This window comes from Erwinia sp., assembly GCF_031978025.1.
Taxonomy (GTDB): domain Bacteria; phylum Pseudomonadota; class Gammaproteobacteria; order Enterobacterales; family Enterobacteriaceae; genus Erwinia.
The window spans coordinates 1-13,971 of the sequence record NZ_DALZCD010000095.1; the positions used below are offsets into that span (position 1 = coordinate 1).

The 13,971-nt window shown below is 54.3% G+C and carries 13 protein-coding genes and 1 pseudogene; 4 read left to right on the plus strand and 10 right to left on the minus strand.

The genetic code is table 11. From position 1 onward, the window contains the following. The 3 genes and pseudogenes from RTK32_RS09635 to RTK32_RS09645 all read left to right on the plus strand — a co-directional run. Positions 1 to 269, plus strand: a pseudogene (locus RTK32_RS09635) (16S rRNA pseudouridine(516) synthase); the annotation flags it as partial. 10 nt (positions 270 to 279) lie between these two features. Beyond that, a complete protein-coding gene (locus tag RTK32_RS09640) occupies positions 280 to 1,479 on the plus strand; it encodes a Bcr/CflA family multidrug efflux MFS transporter (RefSeq protein WP_312043407.1) in 1,200 nt (399 codons plus the stop codon). Positions 1,480 to 1,725: 246 nt separating this feature from the next. After that, entirely contained in the window at positions 1,726 to 2,058 is a 333-nt protein-coding gene (locus tag RTK32_RS09645) for a YejG family protein (protein WP_312043426.1), read from the plus strand. A gap of 7 nt (positions 2,059 to 2,065) precedes the next feature. Here the strand turns inward: RTK32_RS09645 and yejF are convergent, their stop codons facing one another. The 10 genes from yejF to yeiP all read right to left on the minus strand — a co-directional run bounded on the left by yejF (position 2,066) and on the right by yeiP (position 13,508). After that, positions 2,066 to 3,649 carry a microcin C ABC transporter ATP-binding protein YejF gene (yejF, locus tag RTK32_RS09650; protein ID WP_312043409.1) on the minus strand — a complete coding sequence of 528 codons (1,584 nt, stop codon included), beginning with the start codon at positions 3,647 to 3,649 and terminating at the stop codon, positions 2,066 to 2,068. Then, positions 3,649 to 4,674 carry a microcin C ABC transporter permease gene (locus RTK32_RS09655; protein ID WP_312043411.1) on the minus strand — a complete coding sequence of 342 codons (1,026 nt, stop codon included), beginning with the start codon at positions 4,672 to 4,674 and terminating at the stop codon, positions 3,649 to 3,651. Before RTK32_RS09655 ends, yejF begins: the two co-directional genes overlap by 1 nt. Next, positions 4,671 to 5,765: a microcin C ABC transporter permease YejB gene (locus RTK32_RS09660; RefSeq protein ID WP_312043413.1), complete on the minus strand. Its 1,095-nt coding sequence runs from the start codon at positions 5,763 to 5,765 to the stop codon at positions 4,671 to 4,673. The genes RTK32_RS09655 and RTK32_RS09660 overlap by 4 nt, the downstream gene beginning before the upstream one ends. Before the next feature lie 10 nt (positions 5,766 to 5,775). Further along, entirely contained in the window at positions 5,776 to 7,581 is a 1,806-nt protein-coding gene (locus tag RTK32_RS09665) for an extracellular solute-binding protein (protein ID WP_312043414.1), read from the minus strand. A gap of 107 nt (positions 7,582 to 7,688) precedes the next feature. Continuing rightward, positions 7,689 to 9,260: a cyclic di-GMP phosphodiesterase gene (locus RTK32_RS09670; protein ID WP_312043415.1), complete on the minus strand. Its 1,572-nt coding sequence runs from the start codon at positions 9,258 to 9,260 to the stop codon at positions 7,689 to 7,691. Positions 9,261 to 9,696: 436 nt separating this feature from the next. Beyond that, entirely contained in the window at positions 9,697 to 10,272 is a 576-nt protein-coding gene (gene mepS, locus RTK32_RS09675; protein ID WP_312043416.1) for a bifunctional murein DD-endopeptidase/murein LD-carboxypeptidase, read from the minus strand. A 518-nt stretch (positions 10,273 to 10,790) separates the two neighbouring features. Further along, positions 10,791 to 11,498, minus strand: a complete 708-nt coding sequence (locus tag RTK32_RS09680; protein ID WP_312043417.1) for a phosphatase PAP2 family protein — start codon at positions 11,496 to 11,498, stop codon at positions 10,791 to 10,793. 38 nt (positions 11,499 to 11,536) lie between these two features. Then, on the minus strand, positions 11,537 to 12,517 hold the full coding sequence (locus RTK32_RS09685) for a GTP-binding protein (RefSeq protein ID WP_312043419.1): 981 nt from the start codon (positions 12,515 to 12,517) through the stop codon (positions 11,537 to 11,539). 237 nt (positions 12,518 to 12,754) lie between these two features. Beyond that, positions 12,755 to 12,916, minus strand: coding sequence for a hypothetical protein (locus RTK32_RS09690; RefSeq protein WP_312043420.1), 162 nt, complete (start codon positions 12,914 to 12,916; stop codon positions 12,755 to 12,757). A 19-nt stretch (positions 12,917 to 12,935) separates the two neighbouring features. Continuing rightward, entirely contained in the window at positions 12,936 to 13,508 is a 573-nt protein-coding gene (yeiP, locus tag RTK32_RS09695; RefSeq protein ID WP_312043422.1) for an elongation factor P-like protein YeiP, read from the minus strand. Positions 13,509 to 13,667: 159 nt separating this feature from the next. Here yeiP and RTK32_RS09700 point away from each other — a divergent pair, with 159 nt between their 5' ends. Then, a complete protein-coding gene (locus tag RTK32_RS09700; RefSeq protein WP_312043424.1) occupies positions 13,668 to 13,919 on the plus strand; it encodes a YkgJ family cysteine cluster protein in 252 nt (83 codons plus the stop codon). Positions 13,920 to 13,971: the final 52 nt, after the last annotated feature.

Consider the following 13,971-nt stretch of genomic DNA (forward strand, 5'->3'; position numbering starts at 1 on the left):
CGGCTGTCGTGCAGATGCACAATGAAAAAGACCGGACAAAACCGGCCGGTCTGGAAGTCATCAGTGAAAATCAGGTGCGGTTGACTATCAGCGAAGGACGTTATCACCAGGTGAAACGGATGTTTGCTGCGGTAGGTAATCACGTGGTGGCGCTGCATCGCGAGCGTATTGGCGATATCGTACTGGATGAAGAGCTGGAGCCTGGCGAGTATCGCGCGCTGACGGCAGAAGAGATCGCCAGCGTGGGCCTGCCTGCGGAATTAAAATAAGGAAACAGGGATGCGTAAGGAAAAAAACTCGTCGGCGGGGCTGGTAGTTATCCTTGGCCTGCTGGCTATGTTAATGCCGTTGTCGATCGACATGTATTTGCCTGCGCTTCCCCAAATTGCCCGCGAATTTGGCGTGTCGGCCGGCAGCGTGCAGATGACGCTGAATCTTTATATTTTAGGCTTCGCGCTGGGGCAGTTAATTTACGGCCCGCTGGCCGACAGCTTTGGCCGCAAGCCGATCATCGCCGTTGGCACGCTGATTTTTGCCGTCGCTGCGGCGGCCTGTGCGCTGGCGCAAACCATCGACCAGCTGATCTTTATGCGTCTGCTGCATGGCCTGTCGGCGGCGGCGGGCAGCGTGGTGATCAGCGCCCTGATGCGCGACAGCTACTCGAAAGAGGAGTTCTCACGCATGATGTCCTTTGTCATGCTGGTGACGACTATCGCGCCGCTGCTGGCGCCCATCCTGGGTGGCTGGATGCTGCTTATCTGGAACTGGCACGCCATTTTTTGGGCAATTTCGCTGGCCGCCGTGGTCACCACGGTGCTGGTGGTCACGCAGATCAAAGAGACGCTGCCAGTGGATAAGCGGCAGAAATTCAACATGCGCACAACGCTGCGCAATTTCCTGTCGCTGTTTCGCCACAAACGCGTGTTCAGCTACATGCTGGCAAGCGGCTTTTCCTTTGCCGGTATGTTCTCTTTCCTGAACGTCGGGCCGTTTGTTTATATTGAACTAAACCATATTTCACCGCAGGATTTTGGCTACTACTTCGCCCTTAACGTGGTGTTTTTGTTTCTGATGACGCTGCTGAACAGCCGCTGCGTGCGGCGCTTCGGCCCCTTGACCATGTTCCGTCTGGGGCTGCTCATCCAGTTTTCAATGGGCATCTGGCTGATGGTGGTCAGCGCACTGAACCTCGGTTTCCTGCCACTGGTGTTTGGCGTGGCGATGTTTATCGGCTGCGTGGCGATGGTCTCTTCTAACGCGATGGCGGTGATCCTGGAAGAGTTCCCCCATATGGCGGGTACCGCCTCTTCCCTGGCGGGTACGCTGCGCTTTGGCGTCGGGGCACTGGTGGGCGCGCTGCTTTCAACCATGACCTTTACCAGCGCCTGGCCGATGGTCGGCTCCATTTTTATCTGCGCCACGCTTTCCGTACTGCTGTTTATCTACGCTACGCGTCCCCACAAACACCTGACTCGCTGAATTCTCTACTAAAACGGGAGGCTTCGCTTCCCGTCTTTTCTGCGCGCCCGGGTAATAATGTTGCCTTATTGTAAAAACAACTAAGCTTAAATTACTTTTGTGCAACAATATTGATTGTTATTACGGCGCCGACGCGGTAAAAATGAGAACAAAATCACGAACTGACGGTATCAAACCCTCAAAGAGGGGTATGTGCACGATCGGAAACGGGGAAAAATGATGATGGCTACGGGCTGGGGAGCAAGGGTGAACAGATTACAACATTCGGTGGTGCATCGACTGCCGCAGAGCTATCGCTGGGGAGCCGGAAACCGGCTGGAACCGCGTGCGTTCAGCGGTGTAGAGGCGGAAGATGATCTGGTAGGCCTGAGCCTGCTCAGCCATCAGGGCGTACAGGCCTGGGATATCATGCAGATGCTGAAGGAAGCGCTGGCAGAAATTCAGCTTGATAGCGCGGTGGTCGAATGGGAAGGCGAGCCTTGCCTGTTCGTGTCGCGCTATAACGAATGCGCCACTACCTGCCGCCTGAAAAACTTTGGCGTTGGCATAGCCGAAGCCTTTAAAGATATGCCTGCCTGAGTTCCGCTCAGGCAAGCTCGATCAACGCCTGCGTATAACGCGCTTTTGGCGCGGTAAAAATAGTTTCGCAATCACCTTGCTCCACGACTTCCCCCTGTCGCAGCACCACTACCTGGTGGCAAAGCGCTCTGACTACGCGCAGATCGTGGCTGATAAAAATATAGGCCAGCTGACGATCCTGCTGCAGCTTCTTCAACAGCGCCAGGATCTGTTTTTGCACGGAGCGATCCAGGGAAGAGGTCGGTTCGTCCAGCACGATCAGTTGGGGCTGAAGGATCAGCGCACGTGCGATAGCGATCCTTTGTCGCTGTCCGCCGGAAAATTCTGCCGGATAGCGATGCCGGGTTTCGGCGTCCAGCCCCACCTCCTGCATGGCCTGAATCACCAATGCCTCCCGCTGCTCCGCAGAAAGTTCAGGCTGGTGCACCTGTAAGCCTTCCTCGATAATCTGCTGCACGTTCAGCCGGGGATTGAGCGCGGAATTGGGATCCTGAAAAACCACCTGCAGCTGACGGCGCACCGGCAGCATTTGCCTGCGGTTCCATTGGTGCAGGGGATGGTCGCCCAGCCAGATTTCGCCTTCGGCCTCGATCAGCCGCAGCAGTGCCAGGCCGGTGGTGCTTTTACCCGAACCGGATTCGCCAACCAGCCCCAGGCTTTCACCCGGCCGCAGTTCGAAGCTCAGCGATTTGAGTGCCTGATGCTTGCCTGTCACGCGGCGCATCAGCCCCTTTGTAAGGGAAAACGCGACGCTGAGATTGCTGACCCGTAATAGCGGCGTCGTCGTGCGGTCGACCGGATCGGGTTTGCCTTCCGGCTCTGCATTCAGCAGCGTGCGGGTATAGGGATGTTCAGGCGCGCTGAACAGCTGGTGAGTGGTATTGCGCTCCACGCCCTGACCGTTACGCATTACCAGCACGTTGTCGGCCAGCTGTCGGACAATGTTCAGATTATGGGTAATAAACAGCAGGCCCATATTCATCTCCTGCTTCAGCTCTTTGAGCAGCGTCAGGATTTGCGCCTGCACGGTGACGTCAAGCGCGGTAGTCGGCTCATCGGCGATCAGCAGTTGCGGGCGCGTCAGCAGAGCCATGGCAATCATGACCCGCTGCCGTTCACCGCCGGAAAGTTGATGGGGGAAATCGCCCAGCCGCTTCGCGGGCTGCCGGATACCCACACGATCCAGACAGCTAAGGATTTCGGCTTTCGCTGCCGCCGCGCGCATCCCGCGATGCAGTGACAACACTTCATACAGCTGCTTTTCAATGCTATGCAGCGGGTTCAGCGAGACCATGGGTTCCTGAAAAATCATGGCCATGCGGTTGCCGCGCAGGCCGCGCAGCGTACGCTCATCGGCCTTCAGCACGTCCTGACCAGCGAACAGAATTTCGCCCTGCGGATAGACCACCGGCGGCCCGGGTAGCAGACGCATCATGGACAGCGCGGTCACGCTTTTGCCCGAGCCAGATTCGCCCACCAGGGCCAGCGTTTCGCCTGCTGCCACGCTCAACGACAAATTATCGACCACCTGACGCTCGACGCCGGCCTGGCGAAAGGCAATGCTTAAGTTTTTGACGGTCAGCAACGACATCAGTGCACCTTACTGGGATCGAAGGCGTCACGAACCGCCTCACCGATAAAAATTAACAGCGACAGCAAGATCGCCAGCGAGAAGAAGGCCGCCATGCCAAGCCAGGGGGCCTGCAGGTTGTTTTTACCCTGTAGCAATAACTCGCCGAGCGAGGGCGACCCCATCGGCAGTCCAAAGCCGAGGAAATCCAGCGAGGTCAGCGTGGTTATGGAACCGCAGAGAATAAAAGGCAGGTAGGTCAGCGTCGCCACCATCGCGTTCGGCAGCATATGACGCAGCATAATAGTGCGGTCGCCAACGCCTAACGCCTGTGCAGCACGGATGTAATCAAAATTGCGTGCGCGTAAAAACTCTGCGCGCACCACACCGACCAGCTGCATCCAGCCAAACAGCACGTTAATGGCCAGCAGCCACCAAAAACCTGGCTGCACCACGCTCGACAGCAGAATGATTAAAAATAGCGTGGGCATTCCTGACCAGACTTCAATAAAGCGCTGGCCCCACAGATCGATTCGCCCGCCGTAATAGCCCTGGCAGGCGCCTACAATAATGCCGACCACGCTGGACATCAGCGTCAGCATCAGGCCAAACAGCAGTGAAATGCGCGTGCCATACAGGATCCTCGCCAGCACGTCGCCGCCGTTGGCATCGGTGCCCAGCCAGTTTTGTAGCGAGGGTGGGGAAGGAAAAGGCACGCTGGAAGCAAAGTTAATGGTGTCGTCACCAAATTTAATCGGCGCCCAGAGGGCCCAACCAGCCCGATCGAGACGCGACTTCAGCCACGGATCCTGGTAATCGGCTTCTGTCGCCAGCTGGCCGCCAAAATCGGTTTCGCTGTAATCCACCAGCAGCGGAAAATAGAAACGGTGGTCGTAGCGCACCAGCAGCGGCTTATCATTAGCCAGCAGCTCGGAGCCGAGGCAGAGCACAAACAGAACGGCAAAAATCCACAGCGACCAATAGCCACGACGATTATGTCGAAAACGCTGCCAGCGTGCGTGATTAACGGGGCTTAATCGGCTCATCTGCGACCTTCAAAATCAATGCGCGGATCGACCAGCGTATAGGTGATATCACTGAGGATATTCAGCAGCAGGCCAATCAAAGTGAAAATATAGAGCGTGCCGAACATGACCGGATAGTCACGCTGAATGGTGGCATCGTAGCCCAGTAAACCCAGGCCATTCAAAGAGAACATCACCTCAATCAGCAGCGATCCGGTAAAGAACATGCTGATAAACGTGGCCGGAAAGCCGGCGATCACCAGCAGCATGGCGTTGCGGAAAACGTGACGGTAGAGGATTTTGCTCTCATCCAGTCCCTTGGCTCGTGCCGTAATCACGTACTGCTTGCGGATCTCATCAAGAAACGAATTTTTGGTCAGCATGGTTAGCGTGGCAAAGCCACCGATGACCGTCGCCAGCACCGGCAGCGTAATATGCCAGAGGTAATCCGTAATTTTGTCGTACCAGGGAAGCGTATCAAACTGCGCCGACACCAGCCCGCGTAGCGGGAACCAGTCCAGGTAGCTGCCACCTGCAAACAGCACAATAAGCAGCGTGGCGAACAGAAAAGAGGGAATAGCGTAGCCGATGATAATCAGCGAGCTGCTCCAGATATCAAAGGCGCTGCCGTTATGCACGGCTTTGCGGATGCCTAAGGGAATCGAGACCAGATAGATAATCAGCGTGCTCCACAGTCCCAGCGAGATGGAAACCGGCAGGCTTTCTTTTATCAGCTGTAGCACCGAGCTGCTGCGAAACAGGCTGTCCCCAAAGTCGAAACGGACATAGTTCCACAGCATCGTCAGATAGCGTTGATACATGGGTTTATCGAAACCGTAGCGTTTCGTGATTTCCGCCACCACTTCCGGATCCAGCCCTCGTGAACCGCGATACTGGCTATCGCCCGGCTGAGCGTGTAACGCGCTGCGCCCCTGTACCTGCGGCACATTCCCCGAGCCTGGCATGCCGGTAGTCTGACCAAATTCAATATTGGCCAGCGCCTGATCGACCGGGCCGCCCGGCGCAATCTGCACAATAAAAAAGTTAATGGTGATAATCGCCCACAGCGTGGGGATGATGAATAAAAGCCTGCGTAATAAATAAGCGCCCAAACCTTTCTCCTTAACGATGCTGGGCCGGCAGCTGTGCGGCTTTATTCACGTCATACCACCAGCTGTCGAAGCCTAAAGAATAAGTCGGTCGCTCGGCGGCCATGGAAAACTTATCCCACCAGGCGTAGCGATTGCTGGCACTATACCACATCGGGATCATGTAATAGTTCCACAGCAGCACCCGATCCAGTGCACGGCCCAGCGGCAGCAGCGCGGCTTCATCGCTCTGATGCTGATTGATCTGTGCAAGCAGCTGATCGATAACCGGATTGGTCACATGCGGTCGGTTATAAGTCGAGTTCACATAGTTGCTCGACCAGTAAAGTTGCAGATTATTGTCCGGGTAAGGGATAGCCGGATAGGGCGAAACCAGCATATCAAAGTCGCTTTTACGCACGCGCGCGAGGAACTGCGAGCTGTCTACCTGACGAATGACCAGCGTGATGCCCAGCCGTGCCAGATTGTGCTGAAAAGGCAGCACCCACTGATCGTTGCCGCCGCTACGCAGCAGCAGCTCAAACGTAAAAGGCTGGCCGCTGGCATTGACCAGACGTTGGTTTTTTAACGTCCAGCCAGCCTGCTGCAGCAGCGATGTGGCTTTCAGCAGGTTACCGCGATCGTAACCGCTGCCGTCGGTATGCGGCGGCCGGTAAATCTGTGAGAAGACTTCATCAGGAATTTTGCCCTTAAAAGGGGCCAGGATTTCCAGCTCTTTGGCATCCGGATAGCCGGTAGCGGCATAGTCCGTATTCTGAAAATAGCTGCGGGTTCGCTGATAAGCCCCGTAAAAAAGCGCTTTGTTCATCCATTCAAAATCAAACGCCAGCGACATCGCTTCACGGACGCGTCGATCGGTGAACAGTGGTTTCTGCACGTTGAACGCCAGCCAGTTTGAAGCGGTAGTCACGGTATTCGGCTTTTCATCTTTAACGATGAAATGGTTGTCGAAATTCCGTCCGCGATACTGCGTGGCCCACTTTTTGGCGGCCCCTTCGGCGCGGAAGTCAAACGCACCGGCTTTAAACGCCTCGAAAGCCACGTTGTCATCCAGATAGTAGTCGTAGCGCAGCGTATCAAAATTAAAACGGCCTCTATTAACGGGCAGGTCGGCGGCCCAGTAATCTTTCACCCGCGACCAGGTCACGGACTGGCCGACTTTATAGGCGGAAACACGATACGGTCCGCTCCCGGGCGGCGGCGTGGATAACGGCTCACTGAGATCATGATCCTTCCAGAAGTTTTGAGGGAAAACAGGCAGGGAAAGCAGGGAAAGCATCATATCTTTACTGCCGGTCGGCAGCTCATAACGCACCGTCAGTGGCGCAATAACTTTGGCGGTGATGCCTTTACAAAATACCCGAAACTGAGGGACTCCTTGCTGCATAAGTTTAGCAAAGGTGAAAGCGACATCTGCTGCGGTAATGGGGGTGCCGTCATGGAAACGCGCCCGGGGGTTGAGCGTTACCTCTACCCAACGGTAGCTGTCCGGGTAGCGAGCGAATTCGGCAATCAGGGGATAATAACTATCGACTTCGTCTTCCGAGCTAACAAACAGCGGATCGTAAAGCATATCCGTACCCTGTGCCGGATTACCACGCGAGGCAAAGCGATTAAAATTGTCGTAAGTTCCGATGGTGGCAAGCGTCGCGCTACCGCCTTTGGGCGCGGCCGGATTGGCATAGTCAAAATGCGTGAAGTTGACGGCGTATTTAGGCTCACCCATTTGGGCAAAGGCGTAGCTCTCATGAATATTTTCAGCCCGTGCCGTCGTTGTGGCACAGCAGAACAGCAGCATAGCTACCCAGCGAAAAATCATCTTGTTGTCCGATTCAGATAAAAACGGGCACAGTCCTCAGCCTGCCAGAGGCACAGGGCGGAAGCAAGGCACCAGCGAAGCACGTTTAAAAAGCGTAGCGCAATAGTTTATCCTGCAGCTGGCTCGCTGCGCTCATGCTGAAAATATTCAATCAGCTGGGCTACCGTACGCGGCCGGCTGAACAAAAAGCCCTGAAAATGACAGACGCCGCGATGGCGCAGCCAGCGGGCCTGCTCGCCGGTTTCCACACCTTCCGCTACGGTCAGCAGGTTAAGCTTTTTCGCCAGCGCCAGCACCGCATCCAGCACCGGTGAAGAAAACGACTCCCGGGCAATATTCTTCACGAACCCACGATCTATTTTCAGGTAGTCAAAGCGGAACTTTTCCAGATAGATCAGGGCGCTATGGCCAGTACCGAAATCATCCAGCGCGATACGAATATCATGGCTGCGCAGCCAGTCGAAGACCGACTGGGCGTTGCGGGTTTCAACCATGGTGCGTTCTGTAATTTCAAAAACATAGCTGAAGTGATCCTGCGGCATCGCGTCCAGCCACCGTAAAACGTCCTGATAAAAACCTTTATCGCTCAGGTGAGCGGGGGAGAGGTTCAGGTTCAGGTTGGTGCCGGCCGGGACGGCATGCTGCAGCACATGGCAATCTCGTGCTACCAGCTCAAACAGATGACGTGTCAGGGGCACAATCAGGTTTTTATTTTCGGCGTAGCGGATAAAGGCATCGGGTGGAATGCGGCCCGCCTCGGGGTGCGTCCAGCGCAGCAGTGCCTCCAGCCCGCAGGCCTGGCCGGTCGCTGCGGCGATAACCGGCTGGTACTCTACATGAAATTCGCCGCGCCGAATGCCCTGCAGAATTTCTTTGCCTGGCTGGATCAACAGGGTGAGCAGTGCATAACAGGCGAGTCCGCCAGTCAGGCTGAGCAACAAACCGGCCAGCAGGACCAGGGCGATATCGTCAGCATTCAGCATGCTGCCGTAAATTTTTAATTGTAAAGGGTAGCCGGGCAGCGTCATCGTCTTTATCGCGTCATCGGGAAGCGAACTTGCATCCGTTACCCGCTGCTCCCAGCTGGTTAAGGCGCTTTTGCCGGTCACAATGGCTATCCCCGTCATATCATGCTGTCGTTCGGTAAACAGCAGCCACGGCGTCAGGTTAATCTTCAGGGTGACCAGAATGCCGTCACCTGCTTCGCCACTTTGCAGCCAAAGATGCAGAACCGGCTTGTCAGGCGTTTGCGGTGCGGCAGCAAGTTGAATATCCAGCGGCTTGCGGGTATCCGTTGAGGGGGAAAACTGCCCTATATCAGTTGACGTTTCCCCGGCCAGCGAAGAGCACCAGGTCTTATTATGCTTAACCAGCAGGATAGCCTGAATATTATCGTCGAAGGCGGCTCGCTGACTCAGGTCATCTTCTATAGCGGAGCAGGCGGGGTAGGGCAGTGTTTGCAGCGGCAGCAGGTTCCGCTTGAGTTCACCGAGCGTGGTCAGCACGTAAGCCTGGGTATTTTTAGCCAGCCGATCGTGATTATCGGCCCGACGGTGGAGCATAACGATCAGCGTGATGATAATAAATGCCAGAAACAGAAAGAAGCCGAAGGTCGCGCTGAAGCAGGCAATCTTGCGCGGACTGAGGAGTGGCCGCGTAAGGCTTGATGAGAGTGGCATGGGGTTTATCTCCCGAAAGTGCCCATTTAGTCATTGCGCTGTCCTGCACAACAGACGCCGTTTTAATCCGGCAGGATATACCGGGAAAGTGCCGTTTGTCTTCTTATTATTTTGATTAACTTTGCTTTTATAAGGGGTTATATTTTTTATTTCGCTCAGGCCAATAATGAAGCCGCAGTCTGACAAACCATTATGCTGAAACAGTCTTATTAAAACAGGTGCAAATACAGGCTGCTGAGAACTTGATACCTGCGGTGGTCCAGGTCCGGTTAATACAAGAGAGAACGGACAACCGTTTTATACGATCTCGTTTTTCGGCTAAGCTTTTTGAGGCCAATAAAGGCATCGGGATACAGACTTTCCCCATAAAAAAACCCCGCTTATAGCAGGGTTTTTCGTCAGAAAAGCTTCTCGTTTTGCACAGACTTCAGGGAAATTAGCTGTGTGTTCGGCTCAGTACCCGACGGCCTTCGCGGTAGCGATTTTTCCAGTACGCGTCGTTGAGATTAGAAATCATTACGCCGCTGCTGGTCGAGGCATGAACGAAATTATCGTTGCCCAGGTAAATCCCGACGTGGCGACCGGTAGAGCCGGCGCGGAACAACACTAAATCGCCCGCACGCAGTTTGCCGCGCTGGATACTTTTGCCGGTATCTTCCTGTTCATAGGTCGAGCGGGGCAGATCCAGGCCAAACTGTTCACGAAAAGTGGTCTGCACGAAGGCAGAGCAGTCAATGCCGCGTTTACTGGTACCGCCAAGACGGTAACGAACGCCCTTCCAGTCCGAATATTGATCCATCAGGCGGGATTTAATATCCACATTCTGAACCATCTGTTCGAATTCATCCTGAGACGCCTGAAGTAAAAAGCCGTTATGGCCCTTAACTGCATGCGTATCAGTTTGTGCATTGCTGTTGGTATTCATTGAGCTACAGGCTGAAAGCAGCGTGGCTAAAGCCACTGCGGGCAATACCCGCCATATATATCTCAGAATCGGTTGAGACTTGACCATTATGTTTGTGATCCCTTGAAGTCCTTAACGACAGAAGTCGCTAGCTATGCGAAACGGAACGAGATTAATTAGCGCGCAGGGGTAAGACAATTCCACGAAATTAAAATTGTGCTAAAGCGCACAGTTTAAAATGTAAATAATGGAAATATCTTACAGCTTTGTCCTAATCCGAAATGAGATTACCCGATTACCACCGCGCTGGCGAGGGGTTTTGCCGACTTTTTTGTGGATTTTTATGATAAGAAACAGGGAAGTCGCACTCTGGCCACTTTATCGGCGGAAACGGCAAAAACCTGAGGTGGGTCGGGTTAAAAAAGCACTAAAAAACGTGCACTCTCCTGAATTCAGTTTAATCCTGCTGTAGGGTTGTTAACGGCAGAGGAATCCGCTGGCTGCTAAACATCATTACGGCTGTTGCATAAAGTGGGATTTTGCGACTTGCGTCGCATAAAAAAAAGCAACGAACGCGAATTTAATCGCCTTTCGTTGCTTCTGTAAGCGGTAAAAAAACAGTTAAATTAATTAGCTGGCTTATATTTACCCGGCAAAGTGCGAGTCAACATATTTACCATCCAGTCGCTACCCGGCGTAATTAGCCACCAGCTCGCGCCTACCAGCACCACAGAAAGTGAACCTACTGCCACATCGGTAAACCAATGCGCGCCGATCATAATGCGTGGCGTAGCGAATACCAGTACGATGCCAACGGCGATAAAAAAAGCACGACGGCCAAAATAACGCAGCATAAAGCTGGCAAAAATCATCAACATCATCCCGTGATCGCCCGGGAAGCTGTCAGAAGAGGCGTCTTTAGTCGGAATGCCGGTTAATGTCGTCACATGATGGACACCCGGAAAATACTTTGTCGGGCTGGGATGCGAAACCGGGATCAGATGACCAAGCTGGTTCAGCACCACTGCCGTCAGCAGCATGGTGATACCGATGGCGAGGAGCCGCCTGCGGCCCTGAGGCGTTTCACGCCGCCAGAAGCTGTAATAAAGCGCGCCCATAGCCAGTAGCGAGACGGCATCAAAAGGACGAAAGTTGGTAACTGCGACCAGCCATAATAGCGCTTTATTGGTGACCAGCCGCTCGTTAAACCAGTAAAAGAGGGTTTTATCCAGCGTAAACCAGGCACCGTGGTGGTCCGGCAGATACCACGAAAAAAAGAGAGCCAGTCCCAGCGCGTTAAGCACCATGATGACTATTAGTTGATTAGTACGCATTTTATTAAAATTAAGTTAAAAAGAAACAACCGCGTACATTATACAACATCAGTTAAACGAAGCTTCAACAAAGAAGCCTGGAGATGATTCCAGTCAGCCTCTTCTTCATGAATAATCTCGATTCTACTGTCCGGCGGCGCGGCCTGGCGTGTTTCGATATTCAGATCCTCTCCCTGGCGGTTTACGCTCAGCAGGCCCTCCTGAATGCGCACCACGCCTTTAACCCGACTAACGGGGGCCAGCCGCGCCCATTCCAGCAGGCCAACCGTATCAAACACGGTGTCGGCATCGAACACCCAGCCGCAGGAGTAATAACCCTGGCCCTGATTCAGCGAGCGCCGCCAGCGCGTATTTTGCACCGGAGCCAGTGCCGCCAGCCGGGAAGTGGGTTTAGCGTGATGATGCTCCGCCTGCGGCAGCGGCTGGTGGTTCAACCGTGGACGCGTCAGCAGCTCGCCTGCAATTTGGCCGAAACGTGCGGGAATAATGGGGCGTTGTTGAGCATCCTGCGCGCGCCAGCTTTGCAGTGTCGCCAGGGTGGACTCATCCCAGCGGTCTTCTTTATTAGCGACGATAATATCGGCCGCTGCGAGCTGATCGCGGAAATTTTCATTGGCCGTAATACGAGAATCATCCAGCTGGCGTGGATCCAGCAGGCAAAGCGTGGCATCCAGCGTCAGCCACGGCTGATAAACTTCAGCAGAAAGCAAATCCAGGATTTGTTTGGGATGCCCAAGACCAGTCGGCTCAATTAGCAGGCGGTGAGGCTTTGTTTGCTTCAGCAGCATGTTCAGGCCCACCTGCATCGGCAGGCCGTTAACGCAGCACATGCAGCCGCCGGGGATCTCTTTCAGCACCGCACCGCTTTCCGCCAGCAGTGCACCGTCTATACCCACTTCGCCAAACTCATTAACCAGCACCGCCCACTGTTCCTCCGGGGGTTTCTGCGCCAGCAGGTGCAGCAGCGTGGTGGTTTTGCCGCTGCCCAGAAAACCGGTAATCAGGTTTACGCGGGTCATTGTTTTCTCCTTGAGTGGTGGCCGGTTGTGCTTATCGGGTATCGGAAAGCGTATTGCCGACTCTGTTAATTAAGCAGACGCTAATATAAGTATGAGCAAACTTAACTTTTCGCTGGCCCTGTTTTTTGGTTTCAACAAGAAGTGTACTGGCGACGCCTGCCGCAGGAACAGGCGCGAGCGCTTTTTCCGGCGCGTTGACGGAGCCAGGCTGGATGATGGAACAGACACAAAATCAAATTAGTGCGTCCTGTTACCGTAACGGTCAGACATCGTTACGCGCGTCTCTTTACCAGCCAACGGCACGCTGCCGTCGGGCATCGCCCCGACGTAGGCTGGCTGGACCAGCCACGATGACAAGGCGTGCTGACAATTAACTATCCGTAGCGTCGTGACAATCACGGCGAAGCACGCCGGTTAGTTAATCTGCGCGGCCCATATAGCGGCGTTCAGCGATGTGAATGCGGATACGTTCGCCGCTGCTAAGGTATTCCGGCACCTGAATGACCAGGCCCGTGCTCATGGTTGCGGGTTTGGTACGGGCGCTGGCGGAAGCGCCTTTGATCCCTGGCGTGGTTTCGATAATTTCCATATCCAGCGTTTGCGGCAGTTCAAGCGCAAGAATCTGACCATCCATTGTCAGGACCTGGATGCCGGGGATGCCGCCTTCCGGAATGAACAGCAGCTCTTCTTCGATCTGATCTTTTTTGAAAACGTAAGGGGTGTAGTCCTCATCATCCATAAAGACATACTCATCACCGTCCACGTAAGAAAAGGTAACCTGACGGCGGCTCAGCGAAATCGCGTCCAGAATGTCGTCACCTTTGAAGCGTTCTTCGACTTTCATGCCGGTGCGAATATCGGTAAAGCGCATTTTATACAGCGTGGAGGCCCCGCGCGCGCTGGGACTTTGTACATCAATATCTTTGACTAACAGCAGCTTACCGTTATGGCTCACGGCCATGCCTTTTTTGATTTCGTTTGCTCTTGGCATCGTTTTATCTCAGTGAAAGGGACGATGAAAATGTTCGCGACAAATTACTCTTGCTGACGGCTTCAGGCAAGTGCTGAACGATGAAGAAAAGCGGGGGCCACGGGCATAGTATTCCCCCAACGCGCCTGCTATTGTCGCGTTTCTTAAAGGGGATAATTCATGCAATGTCGAGCTTCCTGCGGCGCCTGCTGTACCGCGCCGTCTATTTCCACGCCGATACCCGGTATGCCTCAAGGTAAACCGGCTAATACACCCTGCGTTCAGCTGGATGAACAGCAGCGCTGCAAAATTTTCACCTCACCGCTGCGGCCGGCGGTATGCGGCAGCCTGAAACCCGATGCTGAAATGTGCGGTAGCAGTCGGAAGGAGGCGATGGTCTGGCTGTTGGATTTAGAAAAACAGACCGCCTGATCCTGAGTGCCTGGGGACTAAAAGTAGCGTATCAGCCATCGTCAGCTCACAG